This is a genomic window from Prochlorococcus sp. MIT 1327, assembly GCF_047304785.1.
Taxonomy (GTDB): domain Bacteria; phylum Cyanobacteriota; class Cyanobacteriia; order PCC-6307; family Cyanobiaceae; genus Prochlorococcus; species Prochlorococcus marinus_D.
Genome location: NZ_CP138972.1, coordinates 1204774 through 1226753, shown reverse-complemented (window position 1 = coordinate 1226753; position 21980 = coordinate 1204774). Strand labels below are relative to the sequence as shown.

General features: G+C 52.4%; 20 protein-coding genes. 11 read left to right on the top strand and 9 right to left on the bottom strand.

Going from position 1 to position 21980, the window contains the following annotated elements; all coding sequences use genetic code 11:
• Window positions 1-3: 3 nt before the first annotated feature.
• From SIB80_RS05990 to SIB80_RS05975, 4 genes are read left to right on the top strand one after another with little or no spacing between them, the layout of a single operon-like run.
• Window positions 4-918 (top strand): ROK family protein, encoded by a 915-nt coding sequence (locus tag SIB80_RS05990; protein ID WP_063419406.1) that lies wholly within the window; start codon window positions 4-6, stop codon window positions 916-918.
• Window positions 919-952: 34 nt separating this feature from the next.
• On the top strand, window positions 953-2269 hold the full coding sequence (locus SIB80_RS05985; protein ID WP_063419405.1) for a glutamate-5-semialdehyde dehydrogenase: 1317 nt from the start codon (window positions 953-955) through the stop codon (window positions 2267-2269).
• Complete coding sequence (locus SIB80_RS05980) at window positions 2236-2649, top strand: dihydroneopterin aldolase (protein WP_063419404.1); 414 nt, start codon at window positions 2236-2238, stop codon at window positions 2647-2649. The genes SIB80_RS05985 and SIB80_RS05980 overlap by 34 nt, the downstream gene beginning before the upstream one ends.
• Window positions 2650-2670: 21 nt before the next feature.
• On the top strand, window positions 2671-3291 hold the full coding sequence (locus tag SIB80_RS05975; protein WP_063419403.1) for an esterase/lipase family protein: 621 nt from the start codon (window positions 2671-2673) through the stop codon (window positions 3289-3291).
• Here SIB80_RS05975 and SIB80_RS05970 read toward each other — a convergent pair.
• The 6 genes from SIB80_RS05970 to thrS all read right to left on the bottom strand — a co-directional run bounded on the left by SIB80_RS05970 (window position 3288) and on the right by thrS (window position 11818).
• The gene (locus SIB80_RS05970) at window positions 3288-3542 is read right to left on the bottom strand and encodes a hypothetical protein (protein ID WP_063419402.1); all 255 of its coding nucleotides are present in this window, start codon (window positions 3540-3542) and stop codon (window positions 3288-3290) included. The genes SIB80_RS05975 and SIB80_RS05970 overlap by 4 nt on opposite strands.
• A 113-nt stretch (window positions 3543-3655) precedes the next feature.
• Window positions 3656-5803 (bottom strand): M3 family metallopeptidase, encoded by a 2148-nt coding sequence (locus tag SIB80_RS05965; RefSeq protein WP_063419401.1) that lies wholly within the window; start codon window positions 5801-5803, stop codon window positions 3656-3658.
• Between the two features lie 3 nt (window positions 5804-5806).
• Window positions 5807-7378: an NAD(P)H-quinone oxidoreductase subunit 4 gene (locus SIB80_RS05960; RefSeq protein WP_063399344.1), complete on the bottom strand. Its 1572-nt coding sequence runs from the start codon at window positions 7376-7378 to the stop codon at window positions 5807-5809.
• 56 nt (window positions 7379-7434) lie between these two features.
• Window positions 7435-8385 carry a homoserine kinase gene (gene thrB, locus SIB80_RS05955; RefSeq protein WP_011129805.1) on the bottom strand — a complete coding sequence of 317 codons (951 nt, stop codon included), beginning with the start codon at window positions 8383-8385 and terminating at the stop codon, window positions 7435-7437.
• A 14-nt stretch (window positions 8386-8399) separates the two neighbouring features.
• Window positions 8400-9461 carry a glucokinase gene (glk, locus tag SIB80_RS05950; RefSeq protein ID WP_063414049.1) on the bottom strand — a complete coding sequence of 354 codons (1062 nt, stop codon included), beginning with the start codon at window positions 9459-9461 and terminating at the stop codon, window positions 8400-8402.
• Window positions 9462-9895: 434 nt separating this feature from the next.
• Window positions 9896-11818, bottom strand: a complete 1923-nt coding sequence (gene thrS / locus SIB80_RS05945; protein ID WP_063419400.1) for a threonine--tRNA ligase — start codon at window positions 11816-11818, stop codon at window positions 9896-9898.
• Window positions 11819-12292: 474 nt separating this feature from the next.
• Here thrS and SIB80_RS05940 point away from each other — a divergent pair, with 474 nt between their 5' ends.
• The gene (locus SIB80_RS05940) at window positions 12293-12463 is read left to right on the top strand and encodes a hypothetical protein (protein ID WP_169189875.1); all 171 of its coding nucleotides are present in this window, start codon (window positions 12293-12295) and stop codon (window positions 12461-12463) included.
• 73 nt (window positions 12464-12536) lie between these two features.
• Here the strand turns inward: SIB80_RS05940 and SIB80_RS05935 are convergent, their stop codons facing one another.
• The 3 genes from SIB80_RS05935 to SIB80_RS05925 all read right to left on the bottom strand — a co-directional run bounded on the left by SIB80_RS05935 (window position 12537) and on the right by SIB80_RS05925 (window position 15082).
• On the bottom strand, window positions 12537-13142 hold the full coding sequence (locus SIB80_RS05935) for a glycoside hydrolase family 104 protein (RefSeq protein WP_063419446.1): 606 nt from the start codon (window positions 13140-13142) through the stop codon (window positions 12537-12539).
• Window positions 13143-13462: 320 nt separating this feature from the next.
• Window positions 13463-14476: a tryptophan--tRNA ligase gene (gene trpS / locus SIB80_RS05930; RefSeq protein ID WP_063419398.1), complete on the bottom strand. Its 1014-nt coding sequence runs from the start codon at window positions 14474-14476 to the stop codon at window positions 13463-13465.
• Window positions 14477-14479: 3 nt separating this feature from the next.
• On the bottom strand, window positions 14480-15082 hold the full coding sequence (locus SIB80_RS05925; protein WP_063419397.1) for a hypothetical protein: 603 nt from the start codon (window positions 15080-15082) through the stop codon (window positions 14480-14482).
• A gap of 220 nt (window positions 15083-15302) precedes the next feature.
• Here SIB80_RS05925 and SIB80_RS05920 point away from each other — a divergent pair, with 220 nt between their 5' ends.
• The 6 genes from SIB80_RS05920 (at window position 15303) to SIB80_RS05895 (ending at window position 21979) form a co-directional block, all read left to right on the top strand.
• Window positions 15303-16670, top strand: coding sequence for a YcjF family protein (locus tag SIB80_RS05920; protein WP_063419396.1), 1368 nt, complete (start codon window positions 15303-15305; stop codon window positions 16668-16670).
• Window positions 16671-16827: 157 nt separating this feature from the next.
• Window positions 16828-17904: a photosystem II q(b) protein gene (gene psbA, locus SIB80_RS05915; protein WP_011129798.1), complete on the top strand. Its 1077-nt coding sequence runs from the start codon at window positions 16828-16830 to the stop codon at window positions 17902-17904.
• Window positions 17905-18188: 284 nt separating this feature from the next.
• Window positions 18189-19052, top strand: a complete 864-nt coding sequence (locus SIB80_RS05910; RefSeq protein ID WP_169189930.1) for a metal ABC transporter substrate-binding protein — start codon at window positions 18189-18191, stop codon at window positions 19050-19052.
• Complete coding sequence (locus SIB80_RS05905; RefSeq protein ID WP_063418822.1) at window positions 19052-19849, top strand: metal ABC transporter ATP-binding protein; 798 nt, start codon at window positions 19052-19054, stop codon at window positions 19847-19849. The genes SIB80_RS05910 and SIB80_RS05905 overlap by 1 nt, the downstream gene beginning before the upstream one ends.
• Window positions 19846-20715, top strand: coding sequence for a metal ABC transporter permease (locus SIB80_RS05900; RefSeq protein ID WP_063418821.1), 870 nt, complete (start codon window positions 19846-19848; stop codon window positions 20713-20715). The genes SIB80_RS05905 and SIB80_RS05900 overlap by 4 nt, the downstream gene beginning before the upstream one ends.
• Before the next feature lie 544 nt (window positions 20716-21259).
• Window positions 21260-21979 (top strand): class I SAM-dependent methyltransferase, encoded by a 720-nt coding sequence (locus SIB80_RS05895; protein ID WP_063418820.1) that lies wholly within the window; start codon window positions 21260-21262, stop codon window positions 21977-21979.
• Window position 21980 lies beyond the last annotated feature (1 nt).

Here is a 21980-nt window from a genome sequence, read left to right as displayed (position 1 = left end):
CAGTTGGCAACCGACTTAGCTCAGTTCATCGGTGTCGATTTGGGAGGTACCGCGATCAAGTTAGGTCGATTTGATCAGCAGGGCCATCTGTTGGCAGAAACCGAGTTGCCAACCCCTCAACCCTCGGTGCCAGGTGCTGTCACAGTTGCTCTTTGCGAAGCTATCGAAACTGTTGATCCAAACCATCAGGCTGCATTCGTGGGAGTGGGCTTGCCAGGACCAATGGATGCTGAAGGGCGAGTCGCCAGGGTCTGTATAAACCTGCCTGGATGGCTGGAGGTTCCTTTAGCCGACTGGTTGGAACCACGACTGAATCGGCACGTCACCCTGGCGAATGATGGCAACTGTGCTCTCGTTGGTGAAGCATGGCAGGGCGCGGCCCAAGATTTTCAAAACGTCGTTCTGCTCACTCTTGGCACCGGGGTAGGTGGGGGCGTCATGCTTGGGGGTCAATTGTTTCTCGGTCATAACGGGGCTGCAGCCGAGCCTGGTCTGATTGGGGTGGATTCGGAAGGTCCTAGCTGCAACAGTGGCAACCAAGGCTCCCTAGAGCAGTACGCCAGCATTAGCGCCCTTCAACGTCTATGGGCTGGGGACCCAGAAGAATTAAGCGAACGAGCTGCTTCTGGCGATCGCGAGGCTCTCGAGATCTGGGAAACCTATGGCCGCAAACTTGGGGTGGGAATCAGTTCTCTCGTCTATGTTTTCACCCCTCAGCTGGTGCTGGTTGGAGGAGGTCTTGCAGGTGGAGCAGTTCATTTCCTACCAGCGGTCCGTCAGGAAGTAGAGAAGCGGGTGCAAGCTGTGAGCAGGGAGGGTTTGCAGATTCGCTCCTGTGCCCTTGGTAATGGAGCTGGTCGCCTGGGGGCAGCTCGACTTGCCTTTCAACGTCTCTTAAGTGTCGGCAATGCCCCTTGAGGAGTGATGATGAGCACAGCTGTGCCGCGCTGTGATGACAACTTCTCCTGGAGTTCCTGACCCTTCCGCCCAGTTGCTGCGACTTGCAGCAGAGGTGCGGCAAGCAGCCATGGCTCTTGGGCAAAGTGATGACAACCAGCGGCGTAAGGCCCTGATGGCAATGGCCAATGCTTTGCTGTCAAGCTCTGAGCAGATCGTTAGGGCTAATCGACTCGATTTAGAGAAGGCTCGAACTGAGGGACTTGCTTCTGCCCTGATGGCGCGGCTCAAGCTTGATGAAAGCAAACTCGATTCGGCTATCGAGGGGCTCAGGCAGTTGGCTCAGTTATCTGATCCCCTTGGTTTGCGTCAGTTGCATCGTGAACTAGATCAAGACCTTGTGCTGGAGCGCATCACCGTTCCTCTTGGAGTCCTGGGGGTAATCTTTGAGGCACGCCCAGATGCCGTGATTCAGATCGCTTCACTGGCGATTCGCTCTGGCAATGGCGCACTTCTCAAGGGCGGCAGCGAAGCAAGCCACACCAATCAGGCCATCATTGAGGCGTTGAAGAATGGTCTGGCTGAAACAGAGATCGATCCCGAGGCAATTGCCTTACTCACGACCCGTCAGGAAAGCCTTGCCCTACTTCGCCTTGATGGCCTAGTGGATTTGATCATCCCTCGCGGCAGCAACGAACTGGTGCGTTTCATTCAGGACAACACACGAATTCCGGTTCTTGGTCATGCGGACGGAATCTGTCATCTCTATCTCGATGCCGCGGCGGATCTGAAGCAGGCCCTACAGATTGCAATCGATAGCAAGACTCAGTACCCCGCAGCATGCAACGCTATTGAAACTCTGCTCATTCATCAGTCCATTGCACCGTCGTTTTTAGAGCTTGCAATTCCTGCCTTTCATCAAGCCGGGGTTCGTCTGCTTGGGGATTCAGCGAGCCGGGCTTTAGGAGTAGAAGAGTCAGCAAGTGAAGAGGATTGGGCTACGGAATATCTCGATCTAATTTTGTCAGTGAAAGTGGTGCCTGATCTAGAGGGAGCCCTGGATCACATCCGTCGCTATAGCTCCCGTCACACGGAGGCGATTGTCAGCAATGATCAGGAGACGGCTGAGCGTTTTCTCCAAGCTGTCGATAGTGCCGGTGTTTTTCACAATTGCTCCACGCGTTTTGCCGATGGATTCCGTTATGGCTTTGGAGCCGAGGTTGGAATCAGTACTCAAACACTGCCTCCAAGGGGGCCGGTTGGCTTGGAAGGGCTGGTGACCTATCGCTATCGGTTGCGTGGACAAGGCCACATTGTGGCGGACTATGCCAATGGTGAATGCATGTTCACTCACCAGGACCTACCGCTGTGATCAATCGTCTCCCTTTTGGAGCCATTCATGTTAACGATGTGCGCTTGTGGGCTCACGTGGGTGTGCTTCACCATGAAAGACGTGAAGGGCAGTGGTTCAGCTTGGATTTCAGCCTTTGGCTAGACCTTGACAAGGCTGCCCTGGATGATGACCTCAATGCCACTGCGGACTACAGCTTGGCTATTGGTGCAATGCAACGACTCTCCTTTGAACTGAAGTGTTTCACCATCGAACACTTCAGCGAGCGATTGCTAGTGCTCTTGGAAGATCTCTACGGTCCTGTGCCAATGCGAGTGCTTGTGCGTAAATGTGCTGCGCCGGTGCCTGGGTTTATTGGCAGTGTGGCTGTTGAAAGGTGTCGCAATTGGCCAACACCCTGATCTTTGTCAAGGCTTTTCGCGATGTTTACGCATGTCGCATCAGTGGATAAACCCCGTCGACCATTGGTGCTTGTACATGGTCTTTGGGATACCCCGCATCTTTTTAGGCGGTTGGTGAAGGCACTCGAACAGCATCAGCTACCTCTACAGATCCCCCATCTGCCTCATCGTCTGGGAGCTGTTCCGCTTTCCAAGCTGGCGGAGACGTTGGATCAGCTCATCGTTGAGCAGTGGGGGGCCGAGACGGTTATCGATGTACTTGGATTTTCGATGGGAGGGGTGATCAGTCGAATTTGGCTGCAACAACTAGGTGGATCACGACGAACGCATCGTTTTCTGAGTGTAGGAAGTCCACAGCGAGGCACCCTCACAGCCCAGTGGATTCCCGCCTGTTTGTTTGCTGGTTTAGCGGATATGAAGCGCGGCAGCCCCTTACTGCGCAAGCTCAACAGCGACGTTGAAGCTTTAGGGCAAATGGAATGCAGCAGTTATTTCTGTCGATGGGATCTAATGGTTTTTCCAGGCTGGCAAGCCGTATTACCAGTGGGTGAGCAACAGGCCGTTCCAGTAATCACGCATCAACAATTGATGTCTCATCCGTTGGCATTGAAGTTGCTGATTTCAAAGCTTCTCAGTAATTAACTTGGCGAAGTCGGCAGCAGATGCTGTAGGTCATCAGCCAACGCTGCCAACAGCAGAGGGCTTAGCAAACCATCTTCTAATAGGGTTGCAATCCCTCGTAGACGTTCAAGAAGAACGGCCGGAGCCATCCTCCAGCCTCTCGGCAGCATTCCTATCAGTGGGATTACACGGCGATGATCGAGATCACGCAACAACTCACTTAGCAATTGTTCTCGGCTTATGCCGCGACGCAAGCTGCTTGTTTCAAGCACCTCCTCAAGTGCAATCAGTGGTGCCGTGTGGATATTGTCATGCTCGTCTTGGCCCCAGCTTTGTGATAACGCTAGGGGGGTTCAGAGAGTACGGTATCTCTTCAGCCATCTCCTCACTGATCCGCAGAGCTTGCGGCTAAGCCGGAATGGCGAATCAATGCCTCAGTGGTCGCTGGTCGTCCGCGGAATTGCTCATAGACGTCTGCTGGGGAATGGCTACCTCCCAAACTGAGAACTGTGTCGCGAAAGCGAGCGCCAGTGAGTCGAACTTGATCTTCAAGCTCCAGACCAGCTTCCTCAAAGGCAGCAAAGGCATCAGCACTAAGAACTTCTGCCCACTTGTAGGAGTAGTACCCGGCGGAATAACCACCGGCGAAGATGTGGCCAAAACCACAGAGGAATTGATCTTCGGCGATAGGAAGCATCACCGTGGTGGTCTCAGCAATCTGACGGCGAAGCTGATCTGGGGTCACGCCGAGATCTGGTGTCCAGCAACTATGCAAACGCAGATCAGTGAGAGCGAAATGCACCTGGCGCAGAGTTGCCAAACCGGCATTAAAGGTGCGGCTGGAGCGCAATTTTGCGAACTCCTCCTCCGGAAGCGGTTCGCCAGTACGCCAGTGACGTGCCATCCCCATCAACGTGGTGCGATCGAGGCACCAGTTCTCCATGAACTGGCTAGGCAGTTCCACTGCGTCCCATTCCACGTTGTTGATTCCTGCAGCCTGTGGATACTCAACGGTCGTGAGCATGTGCTGAAGGCCATGGCCGAACTCATGGAACAAAGTCTCCACCTCATCGAAGCTCATCAGACTTGGTGTCTCTGCTTGCGGTGGAGTCTGGTTACAAATCAAATAGGCCACAGGAAGAATCGATTGGCCCTCGAGGCTTTTGCTGCGTGTCAGGCATTCGTCCATCCATGCCCCCCCTCGCTTGCTGGCTGGTCGGCTATAGGGATCGAGGTAGAACGCTGCCAGGTCTGAACCATTGGCATCCAACACCCGGAAATAACGCACGTCTTGATGCCAGATCGGAGCCTCGCCGTCAGCACTTTGAATGCGAATGCCAAAAAGACGTTCACAAAGTCCGAACAAACCTTCCAAAACCTGTGGCAGGGGAAACCAAGGGCGCAGCGCTTCTTGATCAAGGTCAAAGCGCTCTTGCCTCAGCCGTTCAGCCCAGAAGTTCACATCCCATGGTTTGAGCTGGCTGGCCTCTGGAGCTCCATGTTTTTTGGCACAGGCCTCGAGCTCAATTAACTCCTTTTGGGCTGCGGGTAAAGCGGCAGCACGCAACTCATCAAGTAACTGCTCGACGGCCTCAACGCCCTCGGCCATTTTGCTGGCCAGGCTGAGTTCAGCCCAGTTCCTGTAGCCAAGCCTTTGAGCTTGCTCAAGCCGAAGGCTTAGCAGCTCTTCAATCAATGGTTGATTGTTTAACTCACCTGCACTCGCTCTACTCACATGAGCCTTGTAGAGCGTTTCACGTAGCCCTCGATCTTTTGCATGGGTGATGAAGGGGATGTAGCGGGGCATATCTAGACCTAATCGCCAGGGACCCTGCTCCGCTGTAGGTTCTCCACCGTCTTCTCGGTGATCTCCGGCTTGCTTGGCTGCTGAGGACAAAACCTCCAAGGCCCTCTGCGGCAGTCCTTCAACTTGTGCTGATCGATTGAGGAGCAGGCTCCATCCCTGGGTTGCATCCAGGACGTGATTGCTGAAGCGGGTCGACAGCTCGGCCAGTTGTTCACTGGTGGTATTAAAAGCCTGCTGTGCGTCGTCATCGAGACCCACGCCTCGTTGATCCATGGAGAGTAATTCCGCGTTCAAAATCCGCTGTTGAGTCGAATCCAGCAATGGCCTTGAGGTCTGGTCTTTAAGCCGGCGCAGGGCACGATGAAGTGTTTGGCTTTGGCCCATAAGGTTTCCAAAGCGCACCACCTCTGGTTCTTGTGCAGCGTGAGCTTGCCGTAATTCGGAGGTATTGCAGACGCCGTTGAGATGGGAGACAACTCCCCAGCTCCAACGCAATTGCTCTTGCAGCCGATGCAGAGGAGACATGACTTGTTCCCAATTAATGCTCTTGCCAGACACCAAAACTTTGTCTATGTCTTGTTCCAGCCGGCTGAATTGTTTGTTAAGAGCACAGAGAAGTTCAGGCATGTGATCCTGAACTTGTTGAGCAGTAATGGCAGTGAAGTTTGGGATTCCTTCACCCTGGAGGAGGGCTGATGACTTTGTTTCGTTCACAGCAACAGGCATTATTCAGCCAAGGGGTAGCAGGGAACCTTGGGCTACCAAGCTATGGCTAATCAGTCGATCAGCGAGAGCATTGGTTGAAGCCTCATAGAGATCGATGGCGACTCGAGGCCAAAATCCGATCACCAACGTGGGCACAATCAAACTGAGCCCAATGGTCAGCTCTCTGGGGTTGATGTCTTCGATCATTGCAAGGGCGGGAATCCTGGGGCCAAAAAAGACCCGTCGACACATCGACAGCAAATAGACGGGGGTAAGCACCAGTCCAATCGCCGCCAGCACGATCGTGATAACCCTGAATATTGAAGTGAATCCTTCCTGACTAATGATGCCGAGGAAGACCGTGATTTCACTGACAAAGCCGCTCATTCCTGGCAGGGCGAGGGAAGCCAGGGAGCTGGCCAAGAAAAAAGCGAAGGTGATTGGCAAGACCTTGGCCAGGCCACCCATATTGGGGATGGAGAGGGTCTGCGTGCGTTCGTAGAACGTTCCTGTGACGAAAAACATGGCTGCTGCAATCAGGCCATGGCTGATCATCTGCAGCATGGCCCCACTGATCCCGAGAGCATCGATCGCGCCGATACCCAACAGAACGAAGCCCATGTGGCTCACAGAACTGCAGGCAATTCGTCGTTTCACGTTGTCTTGAGCAAAGGCGTTGAATGCTCCGTAGATGATGTTGACGATCCCAATCACGATTAGGGCCGGCGCTAGCTGAAGATGAGCATCAGGCAGCATTTGCACGTTGAAGCGCAAAAGGGCATAGCCACCCATCTTTAGGAGTACCCCTGCCAGCAGCATCGACACTGGTGCGTTGGCTTCTCCATGGGCATCTGGCAGCCACGTGTGGAGAGGAAACATCGGTAGCTTTACGCCAAAGCCCACCAGAAAGCCCAGATAACAGAGGAGTCCAAGACTGCCTTCTGGAGATCGATTGGCCAATTCAGTGAGGTTGAGCGTGAACTCACCACCAGAAAGTGCCAGAGCGAGTCCGCTGATCAGAATCAGTAAAGACGCTAGAGCGGTGTAGAGAATGAATTTGGTGGCGGCATATAGACGTCTGCTTCCGCCCCAGATGGCAATTAACAGGTAGACCGGAACAAGCTCTAGTTCCCAAGCAAGAAAGAACAGCAGGAAATCTTGAGAGAGGAAAACAAGCCCCTGGGCAGAAGCCTGAACCAACAACAGGGCGAAATAAAGCCTTGTCTTGCTTTGCACCTTCCAGCTAGCTGCCACGGCAAGAAGAGTGATCAGCCCGCTAAGCACTACCAGAGGAGCCGAAAGGCCGTCTGCTCCTAGCGACCACTCCAGGCCGATGAAGGGAATCCAGCTAACCCGTTCAACCAGCTGAAGCCCTCCATCCTGACCATCAAACATGCGGCTAAATACAACCAGCATGAGCACGAAATCCACCAGCAGAAAGACCAGTGCAAAATTGCGTGGTGCCTGGGAGTTACTTGTTTCATTCTTTGGCAACAGAGGCATCAGCAGGGCACCCATTGCCGGCAGCAACACGATCAGGGAAAGCCAGGGAAATGAGGCCTGGGACGCAGCCGTCAGCGGCAAATTGGCGTCCATGGCAGGCAAGAGAATGCGAAGGAACTGATCAGCCCCGGGCGGGCGCTTGAGTATATCTACTCATCCTCAATCTGAGGTTGCCAGTGGCTTCCTCCTGACTGAATGCTAAGCAGTGGAGCCCTACTTGCTACACCCTCGGCCTCCCAAGCTTTTACCATTGCCTGACTGACTGCTTGCCCTTTATCCTCAGGGCAAAGAGCCAGCACGCTGGGGCCAGCTCCGCTGATGGCACAACCCCAGGCACCGGCATTCAGAGCCGCATCGCGAACATCCAAACCACCTTTGATTAATGGCCAGCGATAGGGCTCATGCAATCGATCGTGCATCCCATCTGTGATCAGGTCGCCGTTTCCTGTCCGCAGTCCCTGCAGCAGGAGCGTAAGGGCACCAAGGTTTTCTACGGCATCGCTGATCGGGATGTCTTTAGGCATGGCGCGCCTTGCCTCGCTCGTGCTTAGGCGAATAGAGGGGATTGCTACAACGGCTTTCACGGAATTGATCCAGACACAACGAACCACCCGCCAGCGTTGCGAGGCCGCCTTGGCAGTCAAGCAAAGACCTCCCAGAAGAGAAGGAACCACATTGTCGGGATGTCCCTCAATGTCAATGGCCAGTTCCAACAGTTTTTCTTTGCTGAGCGGTTCGCCCACCAAGGCATTGGCTCCGACCAACCCTGCCACGATGGCACTGGCACTGCTTCCTAGGCCTCTTGCGGGGGGTACCGCAAGCCTCACTTTGGCTTCTAGTCCCACCGGTTCGAGCCCTGCGGCTTTCCACACCCTCTGGGCGGCGCGATAAATCAGGTTATTGGGCCCACCGCGTAGGTGGCTTCCCTCATTGCCTTCAATAATGAGTTCAAAGCGTCCGCTATCCCCTTCAATCCGCCGCATGGCAAAACGGTTGTTGAGGTCAAGGGCAGCGCCAAGGCAGTCGAAGCCAGGGCCAAGGTTGGCTGTGGTGGACGGTACGTCAACCACAATTCTTTGGCCGATACTCGGCTGCGCCATCCCTACTTGTCTACTTAGGTCAGTGTCCCACCTTGCTCAGCAAGCATGTGTGCTCTGCAGGCTGCACTGAACAGGCCCACCTCGGGATCGATCACTGCCATCACTGGCAATTGCTCTAGAAACGGACGGAAGCGACCCTTGTTGCGGAAGGCTTCAAGAAAGGTGCTTGAGCGAAGACCTGGAAGCTGCTTCGCAGCGGTACCCCCACCCACCCAGAGGCCTCCGACACAGAGTTCCTGCAGAGCTAAATCTCCTGCAGCAGAACCGTAAGCAGCGAGCCAGAGCTGTAAGGCTTCTTGAAGAATTGAATCGCCTTCGCTTGCGGCTTGACTAGCGAGAGCAGGCAGATCCAAATGGTCGCAATGATCATTAGCACCATGGCGCCAAGCATCGGCCAGATCTCGCAGAGGATGACCATCTGCGTCACTGTGCTGTAGGCGCCAGCGCGCCACGTGTCCCAGGCCGGTGCCACTGACAACACGTTCCAATGAAAGGCGTTCGAGTTGCAAATCGGCCTTGAGCCACTCACAAAGTTGCCACTCGCATTCACTGCGAGGAGCAAATTCACGGTGTCCGCCTTCACTGGGCAGCGCCACCATCCCATCTTTTGTGGGCAGGCCACGGGCCATTCCAAGTCCAGTACCTGCCCCCAGAACTGCAATTGGTCCTTGTGCAGACAAATGCTGCTGTGGACGCTGAAGCTCCACCTGCTGCGCGTCGTTGAGAAAGGGTAGGCCGTAGATCAATACGCCAAAGTCATTAATCAGTTCCAAATGCTTCAGTCCCGTGGCTGAGCAAAGGTCCTTCTCCTTCAGGCTCCAGGGCAGATTGGTGATACGTGCCTCACCATGGCGAACCGGTCCTGCAACAGCGATGCAGCCGTTATTGGGTTGCTCCATCTCCCCTGGCAAATGGGCGATGAAGTGGCTCAGCATGGGTTCAAGCGAAGTCCACTGATTGGATAAATACCTCCGCCGGTGCTGTTGCTTGAGTTGCTTTTCGTCCCAGCTATAGAGCGCAAGCAAGGTTTTGGTGCCCCCCAAATCACCTGCCAGAAAGGTTCTCGGGGACGGCATGGTGATGACGAATGAGGCAAAGAGCTTCCCTCAGGCTGCATTGACAGCGAGAGATCTGCAACTTTTACGTTGGATAGATTGCTGATTAGCTCAAGGGATAGTGATTCCCATGCCTAGATCGGTTGGCAAGGACTCATTAGCAAGCTCTAATTAGCCCCCACCTGACTTGGCCCTGCTCAACACGGATTGAGATTCCCCACTGGTTTGATTGACGTTGCGCAAGACCAGTCATTTCTTTTGATGGTTGAGTAGTGCTTGCATCGGAGACCATAAAGAAGTTCTGATTCTGCGCAGAACAGAAAGAGCCTGCTCCAACGAGAGAGCCAGAACGACTAACGAGAAGCAATCAGCTTCTCATCCAGACGGAAGAGAGATTCACTCCAAAGCGAGGTATTCCTCAATTATTATTATCACCTAACTATTGACAACTTTTGTCAATAGACACCTGATCTACCTTTAAGAGCAATTGCTTCATCCAGAAGTGATGTGAAGCTTTTCAAAGGCATGCTGCCAAAGTCCTTGCCCTCTCGAGTGCGCACAGCCACCTCTCCACTTTGCTGTTCTTTATCACCAATAATGATTAAAAATGGTACGCGCTGAAGAGTATGTTCGCGAACTTTAAAACCAATTTTTTCATTTCTTAAGTCAACTTCAGTTCGATATTCTAGAGCTGATAAGTTCTTGCAAACATCCTGACAAGCCTGAGCATTACGGTCTGTAATCCCCATCACTACCACCTGCACAGGTGCTAGCCAAATAGGCAGTCGTCCAGCATAGTGCTCGATCAGAATTCCGATAAAACGTTCAAAAGAACCCAGAATTGCTCGATGCAACATTACTGGTGTTCTGCGCTGGCTGTCTTCTGCTACATAAGATGCTCCCAAACGTTCCGGCATCGAGAAGTCAACCTGGATCGTTCCACATTGCCAAACTCTACCAAGACAGTCTTTTAAAGAAAACTCAATTTTAGGTCCGTAGAATGCACCTTCCCCTGGCAATAAGTCCCATGCAAGACCTTTAGCGTCCAATGCATCGGACAAGGCCTTCTCTGATTTGTCCCAGATCTCATCACTACCAACACGCTTTTCGGGCCTGGTTGATAACTTTATAAGCACCGAGTCAAACCCAAATGATCTGTAAACCTCAAAGACTAGATCAATAAACTTAGAAACCTCTTCCTGAACCTGAAGCTCAGTACAAAAGATGTGAGCATCGTCTTGAACAAAATTGCGCACGCGCATGAGACCATGAAGTGAACCCGATGGTTCATTCCTTAAACATGAACCAAACTCTGCCAATCTAATTGGCAGGTCACGGTAACTTTTTAGGCCTTGATTGAAGATCTGTACATGGCAGGGACAATTCATAGGCTTTATGGCATATTCACGATTTTCAGATGTCGTTGTAAACATGTCATCTTTGAACTTCTCCCAATGGCCTGATTTCTCCCATAAGGAGCGGTCTACAACCTGAGGTGTTCGGATTTCTTGGTAGTCATGCAGGCTCAGGGTCTCGCGAATATATTGCTCTAAAACCTGATAAATAGCCCAACCCTTGGCATGCCAGAAAATCATCCCAGGAGCTTCTTCTTGAGTATGAAATAAAGACATTTGCTTGGCGATCCTGCGATGATCGCGCTTTTCAGCTTCTTCAAGGCGCTTGAGATAAGCTTTTAGCTCTTTGGAACTTCCCCAGGCCGTGCCATAAATGCGCTGCAACATTGTTTTATTTGAATCACCTCGCCAATAAGCACCTGATACTTTCATTAATTTGAAAGTGCGCAAATGCCTTGTGTTAGGCACATGTGGACCTCTACACATATCAGTATATTCTTGATGTCTATATAGCTTAATAATCTCATTCTCAGGAATTTCATCTACGATTTCGATCTTGTAAGGCTCGGATCGCTTTTCAAATTCCTTATGAGCCTCTTCCCTTGAAACTATTTCAACATTGACGTCGTAGTCAAGTTTAACCAGCTCTTTCATGCGAGCCTCAATCGCTTCCAAGTCTTTAGGCGTAAAAGGCTGATCATAAGCAATATCATAATAAAATCCATCTTCAATAACTGGACCAATGGCCATTTTTGCTTCGGGATATAATTGCTTTACGGCATGACCAATTAAGTGGGCGAATGAGTGGCGAATGGTCTCAATTCCATCTTGGTCTTTAGCCGTAATGATATTAACTTCAGAGTCTTTCTCAATAGGGATACAGGTGTCAAGCAATACACCATTGACTCGGCCTGCGATAGCCGCCTTGGCCAATCCAGGCCCAAGGCTTTCGGCCACCTCCATAATGGTTACGGGTTGATCAAACTTCTTTTTATTTCCGTCTGGAAGTGTAATAACAGGCATAACAAGGCGTTTTCTTTGATGATTTGCAATAGCGTTCTATTTTATCAGCTACATCATTCCCAAGCCTGGCATCTCTGAATGCTGGAGTAGAATATTTTGCACATTAGCAACAACGTAGAGGGACACTGCGAAAAAGGAACATTGAATCAATCAAATTTTCTGGCAAGTTCAACAAGCAAAATACCAGCATAGACTTCAATGGGAGCTTGCTTAGATTCTCCAGAGCTCTTTCCCGCGATCTAAAAAAGGTTTTTTTATACAGCCGATCTAACCGCCTAGGCATTTTGTAGGCGTTCTTGGCTGTCGTGAGCAAAAGATGTTGGCATTACCTGCCTACCCCCAGCACACATGGCTTTGATCGTAATCAATCCGAGAGACGCTTGATGCCTAACATTTTCTGCTTAGGGAATGGTCTGCCATAGGATTCGAGCTTTGCTGATAATCCAGCTACCAGCAGGCCCGTCAGCAAAACAAGTGAGCAGTAAATCGCTTACGGCCCTGATCGCAATTCTCAGGGTCATGGATGAGGGCATCGACTATGGCTTTGCTCGTGGCAAGAAAGCTACCGAGATTGTCTGCTTCTGTTGTGATCGTCATCCTTTTTGGATGTCTCTTTTAGAGAGTGATCCGCAAAGGGAACGCTAGGGTTTGGTTGCAATCAAGGGATGTCTTTCGTGTAGAAGCACACAACTTCTGCTGGTTCTGAAGTTAGATGCTTTTAGCTTGCTAAGGCCTGCTGCTGCAGTTGCCGCAAATTGGCTGAATAAAATTTTGCCAACTCTGCATGGCTCTTGACTGGCTGTCCATAACTGCTGTTGCCAGCCCAATTAGGAAACGAAGCCCATTCCGGTGCAAGACGAGCCATCGCGGAGTGCGTTAAACCAAGAGAATCTATTTCCTTGAGAGCACCGCGCTTGCTAACTAAGTGCAACGCTGCTTGATCTTGATGTTGTGGTTGGAAATTGGGTAAGTTCAGCTCCTTCGCTACTGCCATCCAAGTTGATGGCATGAATTGATAGGCCCCTGCTGCTGCACTGCTGTAGAGCTTCACCACAACTCGATTGGGGTGTTGAGAGAGGTCCTCAAAGACACCCCCTCCAAATATTGTGCGATATCCGAGGTCTTTTCCTTCTTTCCAAGTGCCTTCTGCATAACGGATGGTGTTCAGAAGGGCTCGACGTTCGGGCGTTATTAAATAGTGCAGCTTTTGGTTTCCATTGCTTTGATAAGCAACGTTCACCCTAAAAGCATGTTCTTTAGGTAACTGAATGCGTTCAGCTTGCAAGGTCTGTCCAGTAATCATGAGAACACTCAGACTGATCATGGCGGAAGTTGCCGTGACCCAATTCGAATGATTCGATTGACTTGAAAAGCCAAACTGCAATGGGAACGAGCGAAGCACGTAAGCCAACTAAACGGTTTGTCACATTGATCAATACCTCCCCCCTCTGGCGAGATGGTGACTAATGCCCTTGACTCACACAGCAGAGTGTGCATAAGCCTGAAGCTGACATTGGCAACAGATTCTGCGTCTCACGAGACCCTCACTGATGACTAGAACTCGCTGACTTCAGCACCACAAGGAGACCTCGACCATCACTGTGCCCCAATGATTAGCCAAACTTTTCTTTTGGCCTGTATTGATTAGCTGGCTATCAGGAAGCCAAGGGCCTGGCGGACTCGTTGAAGGGTTGCTTGGGCGGTCTCTTCCGCTCTGGTCCTGCCTTGGTCAAGAACTCTGATGAGTTCAATGCGGTCGCCCATGAGTTGTTGATAGCGATGCTGTATCGGCTCAAGGGCTGACACCGTGGCGTCGGCCAGCAGAGGCTTGAAGGTTCCCCATCCCATTTCTGCGCATTCTTGGGCAGCTGCGTCTCTTCCGCGGCCACTAAGAATGGCGTAAATCCCAAGCAGATTGTCAGCCTCTGGGCGGTCTGGGTTGCCAAATTGCAAGCCCATTTGGGGGTCTGTCTTGGCCCGCTTGATTTTTTTTGTGATCAGTTCAGGCGGATCAAGCAGTGTGATACGACTTCCTTCATTGGGGTCACTTTTACTCATCTTGCTGCGGCCATCGCTAAGGCTCATCACTCTTGCCCCCTCTTTAATGATCAGGGGATCTGGAACTTTAAGGACAGGTTTCTCTTCACTACCGAAGCGAGCATTGATGCGCTGCTGAGCGATGTCACGGGCAAGTTCTAAATGTTGTTTCTGGTCTTCGCCCACAGGCACCAAATCAGCGTCATAAAGAAGAATGTCTGCTGCCATCAACACCGGATAGTCCAGCAGTCCCACAGAAACGTTGTCCCCCTGTTTGACTGACTTTTCTTTGAACTGGATCATTCGCTCTAGCCAGTTCAGAGGCGTAACACAGTTCAGCAACCAAGAGAGCTCACTGTGGGCAGAAACATGGCTCTGCACAAAGATGCTGCAGAGATCTGGATCCATCCCACAGGCCAGGTAGAGAGCGGCTGTGGAGAGGGTCTCCTCGGCCAAACGTTCTGGATCGTGCGGAACGGTAATGGCATGTAAATCCACGACACAGACATAGGTGTCATGGCTGCTCTGAAGATCTACCCAGTTGCGGATGGCCCCCAACCAGTTACCCAGATGGAGGGCACCAGTCGGCTGGACGCCGGAAAGGACCCGCGGGCGCTGCATTAATCAGCCCTCACTAGGTGCATTGTCAGGTTCATGCTCTATTGGCTGCACTTGTTGAGTTTCAGCAGCCTGGACCTGCTCTTGCTCTGCTGCGTGCAATTGTTCGCTTTCAGCAGTCTGGGCCTGTTCTTGAGTTTGTTCTTCAGCTCGGTTTTGTTCACTTTCTAGAGCCTTCTCGGGCTCTTGAACCGATGGTTGAGGCTTAGCTGGCCGTGCGAAAGGATCAGGTCGAGCCCCTCGTTGCATTGGCTGTCTGTCTCTATGAGAGCGATCACTTCGCGTTCGCTGAGCTCCTTCTTCTCTTCGTCTGCCACCACTTGGGGCCTTGGAACGCTCACTGGCCACCAGTTCGTCCAATTGGCCATCCTCCAACATCTGGCCAAGGGTGCGCAAGGCAAATCCCAGTACCGCCACTGTGGAGCGCAGTTGAAAGGCTTCCTGCAGGGCTCTGGCAGAGCGCATTTCGTTGTCGCTCAAACGGATACGAAATCCGCCGGCTTCACGGTTCCCAGGACCGCGCCCACCTCGGAATCCAGTCCTTCCGCTCTCCCGGGCACCATCACCATGCCTTTCTTGTCGTTGCGGATCGCTGTAAGAATCAGTCATGGCCTACGGCCTTCAATCAGGCGCAAGTGTGACGCATCGTCGTCTTTTGCGACATGCCTGGGGTTCATGACGGGATTAAATTTTTTTTGATCTTCATCAGAGAAACGCTTCTTTGTGACCCCATTTGAGGAGCCAAATGAACGCAAAGTCTTCTCTCAGCCATTAATTGAACGAAGAAGGTCACGTAGGCTGGTAAGGCTTGCACGACAGGTGGTGCCCCGTGAAGCTTCCAGCCCTACTGATCAATCTTGTGCCTCGCTCCCCTGCCTTAATTGGCCGGGTAGCACTCATCACAGGGTCCTTCGTCCTCGGTCAGTGGGTCTTCACTGATGTGATTCATCTGCCTGGCGGTGGTCTTGGCTTGATGGTTGCTGGTGCGGGCGTCTGGTGGTTATCAAGGCCCTCAATACCGGCCCGTTTTGATGCACCAGATTCTGTGCAGGGCTGGATCCGTCGCTGCAAAGAGGTCCTTGATCAGTTTGAGGACCTAGAAGAGGGTGAGGACGATGTGGTTGCGCTTCGCCAACAGCGCAGCGAGGCCCTTGATGCCGTTCTACAGCGTTCCGAACCTCAAAAAGTTTCTTTTGTGAATTCCGGAGAGGGTTCTCTTGAGGATCATCCCGATGTTCAGACAGCCATTGCAGGATCCACTCCACTGAGCATCAGCTGGGCGCGGCCTCTCTCTCAGACAGGCGAGTCTTGGGTCTGGCCCGCAGCTCTACAAGAGCAGGATGTCTTGCTCTATGTCTTACCTTTGCCGTTGATGGCAGCAGACCTTCTTTGGTTAGAGAGGGTGCCAGCCAATCAACCCATCTGGCTGATCGTCTCTTGGCAAGATTCATCGACTTGGGTCGATCAGCTGCAGGCACTTCAAGCTCAGTTACCACAACGCTTGAGCGGACAGGTGCTTCGTTGGACAGGCAATCAAGACGATCTTTCAGAAGCCCTTGCACCGGTGAGACGTCTGTTAGAGCACCCTCAGCGAAATCTTGAGATCACGCGTAAGCGCTTGTTGGGCAGTCTGCACCGCAATTGGCAAGCCGAGTTAGAGCAACTTCGCAGGCAGAGGTTCCTTGGACTCCAACAGCGCACTCAATGGTTGGTTGCAGGAGCTGTTTTTGCCTCTCCTTTACCCACAACGGATCTTCTAGCCGTGGCTGTGGTCAACGGCTTGATGATTAAAGAAATGGCGGGGATTTGGAAGTGTTCCTTGAAGCCAGAGGTTCTGCAGTTGGCAGCTCGCCAGTTGGCTGGGGCGGCTCTAGCCCAGGGAGTAGTGGAGTGGAGTGGCCAAGCTCTATTGGGCGTAGCCAAACTTGACGGCAGCAGCTGGATTGCAGCGGGTACTGTTCAGGCGCTCAGCGCTGCTTACCTAACCCGTGTTGTTGGACGCTCAATGGCCGATTGGCTGGCATTGAACAGTGGCGTTGCTGAGCCGGATTTGGAAGCCTTAAAGATTCAGGCACCGCTGCTGGTTGCTAAGGCTGCAGAGCAGGAACGTCTCGATTGGTCCAGCTTTTCACAACAGGGAATTAACTGGATCAAAGAGTTGGCTCGCCAACCAGGCGCCTCGCCGAACCCTGCGTAGGCTGCGCAAGCAAACTTCATGAAGTTTGCTTGCGCACTGCGTCGCAATGTGAGGAAAGCACTTGCAGTAAGTGAGCTTTGCTGCCCAATTTTCATATGCTATTTGCGAGTCTTCCCTAACCATGGGTTGAGGCTCGTTAACGTCCTCTTCATACTCAATGACCACCACCATTCGCAGTGGTCGCCTCAGTGGCTGGGAATCCTTCTGCAATTGGGTCACCTCCACCAATAACCGCATTTATGTGGGTTGGTTCGGTGTCCTGATGGTTCCCACGCTGTTGGCAGCTGCCATCTGCTTCACCATTGCCTTTATTGCGGCACCGCCGGTTGATATCGACGGTATCCGTGAGCCTGTTGCTGGCTCTTTCCTCTACGGCAATAACATCATTTCTGGTGCTGTTGTTCCTTCCAGCAACGCCATCGGCCTGCACTTTTATCCCATTTGGGAAGCTGCTTCTGTTGATGAGTGGCTTTACAACGGCGGTCCTTACCAGCTTGTTGTGTTCCACTTCCTGATCGGCATTTGTTGCTGGTTGGGTCGCCAATGGGAACTCTCCTACCGCTTGGGAATGCGCCCTTGGATCTGTGTGGCCTACAGCGCACCGCTGTCTGCAGCCTTTGCTGTTTTCCTGATCTATCCCGTTGGTCAGGGTTCCTTCTCGGATGGCATGCCTTTAGGCATCTCTGGAACCTTCAACTTCATGTTGGTGTTCCAGGCAGAGCACAACATCCTCATGCATCCCTTCCACATGATTGGTGTGGCAGGCATGTTTGGCGGCAGTTTGTTCTCCGCTATGCACGGTTCACTGGTGACCTCATCGTTGATTCGTGAAACCACCGAAACCGAGTCTCAGAACTACGGCTATAAGTTCGGCCAAGAGGAAGAGACCTACAACATCGTGGCTGCCCACGGTTATTTTGGTCGTCTGATCTTCCAGTACGCCAGCTTCAATAACAGCCGCAGTCTGCACTTCTTCCTGGCTGCCTGGCCTGTGATCTGCATCTGGATCACCTCACTGGGTATCAGCACCATGGCCTTCAACTTGAACGGCTTTAACTTCAACCAGTCGGTTCTCGATGCCCAAGGCAGAGTTGTACCAACCTGGGCTGATGTGCTCAACCGCAGCAACCTCGGTATGGAAGTGATGCACGAGCGTAATGCTCATAACTTCCCTCTCGACCTGGCAGCTGCTGAGTCCACACCTGTGGCTCTGATTGCTCCTGCGATTGGCTGATCTGATCATCACCAATACAAGGTTTGGCAGCAGCTGAACCTCACAACCCCCTCTCAAGAGGGGGTTTTTTGTTGCTAAGTCGCAACTTCTTTAAAAAGACTCTTTTTGGGCTCAGCAAGATTCCATACTTAGAAGCTTCAGGGAACATGAAATAACCCCTGAAAGTCCTTTGGCGCGAACGGACCTATCACGTGTCTCAATTGATCTCTGGGCGTCAAGCCGTCCGTTTTGTACTTGCCTTCGGCTGCCTTGCACTTCTAGGTGCATGCACACCACCAACCAGGATGGCGAGCCAGTCCCAGGCCCAGGACTCAGGCAAACCTCTTGTGCTCACCACCTTCACGGTGCTGGCAGACATGGCACGCAATGTTGCAGGCGACCGTTTACAGGTGCGCTCCATCGTCAAGCAGGGCGCTGAAATTCATGGTTATCAGCCAACGCCAAGTGACCTAGCCCAAGCTGTTGGTGCGGATTTGATTGTCGAAAATGGCTTTGGGCTAGAACTCTGGGCGCGCAAGTTCACTGCCGCTGCTGGCAAGGTCTCAACGCTGACTCTTAGTGAGGGTATGGAGCCACTGTTAATTGAGGGGGATGCCTACGCAGGCAAGCCCAATCCTCATGCCTGGATGTCTCCTGAACGAGCGATGCAATACGTCGATCAAATGGTGAAAGCCTTTAGCAGTCTTGATCCAGAAGGTGCCAAGACCTTTGCTATTAATGGTCGTCGCTACAAAGACCAGCTCCAAAAACTTGATGATGAACTAAGGACATCTCTGGCAACGATTCCAGCCAAACGTCGTTTACTGGTCACCTGTGAGGGAGCCTTCACCTACTTGGCAAAGGATTACGGCATGGAGGAGGCTTACCTTTGGCCTGTCAATGCCGAGAGTCAGGTCACACCTCAACGTATGGCCAAACTCATCGAGACCGTCAAGCTGCGTGAAGTGCCAGCGATCTTCTGTGAAAGCACTGTCAGCGACAAGGCTCAGCGTGAGGTCGCACGGGCTAGCGGCGCTCGATTTGGCGGTACATTCTTTGTTGATTCTCTTTCGCAAGCCGATGGGCCGGCCTCGACCTTGCTCGATCTTCAACGACATAACGTCGGTCTGATTCTGGATGAATTGGTACCAGTCAATCGCGAAAAATAATGGATCAGTGTCGTTCAATTCCTTTCGGCGATCGCCTACGCATTGAGGCCGATCAAATTTGCGTGGATTACAACGGCGTCGTGGCGCTTTATGACGCCAGCCTGCATTTGCGGGCTGGTTGCATCTGCGGGCTAGTTGGAATGAATGGTTCTGGCAAGTCAACCCTTTTCAAGGCCCTGATGGGTTTTGTAAGACCATCACGAGGAACGATCCAAATCAATGGGCTATCAGTTCCCCGTGCCCAGCGCGATCAGGCTGTTGCCTACGTCCCTCAGAGCGAGGAAATCGACTGCTCGTTCCCAATAAGCGTCTGGGAAGTGGTGATGATGGGTCGCTATGGCTCGATGAATCTCTTCCGCATCCCTAGGGAATCAGATCGATTGGCGGTTTGGCATGCCCTCGAACGGGTGGAGCTCCTCGACTTAAGACATCGCCCCATTGGGACCCTCTCCGGCGGCCAACGCAAGCGGGCATTCCTGGCTCGCGCAATTGCCCAGCGCGCCTCGGTACTCCTACTGGATGAGCCATTTAACGGTGTTGATGTACGAACCGAAAAGCTCATGGCGGAGCTGTTCCTTCAGTTTCGTCATGAGGGTCACACCATCTTGATCTCCACCCATGACCTCAGTCATGTACGTGAGTTCTGCGATCTGGTGGTACTCATCAACAAGACCGTGCTGGCCTATGGCGAAACGGCAGAGGTCTTTACTCCAGAGAACCTCGCCATGACATTCGGCGGCATGGTTCCGAACGTCCTGAGCGGTGGTCCAACCTCCACGGAGGACTTCAAGCAATGACAGAGCTTCTGGCAACAGCGACAACACTGTCTTGGTTATTGGAACCCCTTAGTCATGAGTTCATGGTGCGTGCCTTGGTGGTGAGTGCTCTTGTTGGAGGGGTATGTGGACTGCTCTCCTGCTACATGACCCTCAAGGGCTGGGCGTTGATGGGCGATGCGGTCTCCCATGCCGTGATGCCCGGAGTGGTTGTGGCCTATGCCCTGGGGTTGCCGTTCTCGATAGGGGCCTTTGTCTTTGGGGTGGGTTCGGTGGCTTTGATTGGCTTTGTAAAACAGAAGTCACGTGTCAAGGAAGACACTGTGATTGGCCTTGTCTTTACAGGCTTTTTTGCGCTCGGATTGGTACTGGTATCCAAAACTAGAAGCAACATCGACCTCACCCATATTCTTTTTGGCAATGTGCTGGGAATCTCAATGGCTGATATCCAGCAAACACTTTTGATTTCTGGAATTGTGATGGCAATTCTATTGGTTCTTCGCAGGGATTTTATGTTGTTCTGCTTTGATCCAACCCATGCACGATCGATCGGCATCAATACAGGGCTACTGCATTATTTGCTGTTGTCGGTGTTATCACTTGCTGCCGTTGCTGGTCTACAGACCGTAGGCATCATTCTGGTGGTTGCGATGTTAATCACTCCTGGTGCTACGGCCTATCTACTCACAGACCGCTTTGATCGGATGACTTTGCTCGCAATCCTCAGCAGTGCCCTTTCAAGTGTTCTAGGTGTCTACATCAGCTATTGGAGCGATAGTTCCACCGCAGGCTGCATTGTGCTGGTGCAGACCGTTCTTTTCCTGCTGACTTTCTTATTCTCCCCTCGATACGGCATTTTGAAAGTTCAGCGTTCACTTGCTCCATAAGAGTGGCCGAACAGCGCAACTCTGACCAGAGAGGATTTGATTTTTATGGGCCTCTTCAATTCGGCTCCGCTCAATGTGGATTGAGAAACAGCAATTGCTCAATGCCTAATCTCTGTTCAGATTTAAATTGAGCAGGCACGTTCTGTTCATGATCTACACGTTCAACAAAGAATCCACTGATAACGCCTGAAACTCCAATTCCAGCAATCACTTGACTTGATCAAGAGTGGTTTTGATTGCCGCTGCTGCCGCTTTGCAGCTGTGGTTGCAATTTGTTTGCAGGCCTTATCCATGTGATGTCCCTAGAGATTTGTGCAAGCGGCCATGTTTCCTGCAATGACACGTCGTCTGCCTGAGCAATGAGTCCTCTCCTGTGCTCTCTGACAATGTTCGGCAGCTTGTTTTGAGAGGATTTTTGGGGCCTTGGCCGGTTAGATGTTCGAGCGCATTGCCTGCCTCTACGGTTCGATCGAGATTAAAGATGATCTGACGATTTCCGCACCAGCCTTCTGCCTAAGTTGAGTGAACACCACGTTCGTGCCCGATGCCCTGGGGTGAGGCTCTCAACCGACGTGATCGTCAACCGGAAGTCATGGATCAGCCAGGGCTCGATCCCACTGAACATGCCAGGGCATTAAACGGCTTGCGTCGCATCAATGCCATCAGCCGCTGTTCTGCAGGTCTATTCCAATCCATTAAGGCTCTAGCCATCCGTCAGCCCGAGACTCCCCTACGTGTGCTCGAGCTCGCCTGCGGAGGTGGAGACACAGCGATCGATCTTGCTCTGATGGCACAGCGCCAGGGCCTGAAGCTGGAGATTCAAGCCTGTGATTTCAACCCAGAGGCCGTGAGTATTGCCCGTGCCAATGCACGGAAACGGAATGCCAAATTGACATTCTTCTCTGCCGACGCACTCTCTGAAAACGTTGATGATGAATTGTTCGATGTCGTGTTCTGCACCCTGTTCACCCATCACTTAGACGACAGCGACGTGGAACGGCTTCTCGCCAGAATGGCAACAAGGGCCCGCAGGCTTGTGCTGGTTAATGATCTGATCCGCAGTCGTCTGGGCTACGTGATGGCCTGGGCTGGAACGCGTCTTCTGAGTCGCTCCTGGGTGGTCCATACCGATGGCCCCCTTTCGGTTCGTGCCGCTTTCCGGCCTGCGGAAATCATGGCTTTAGCCCGGCGCGCAGGTTTGGAGGGTGTTCAACTGAATCGCTGCTGGCCTGAGCGTTACCTGCTCAGCTGGGAGCGTCATTGAG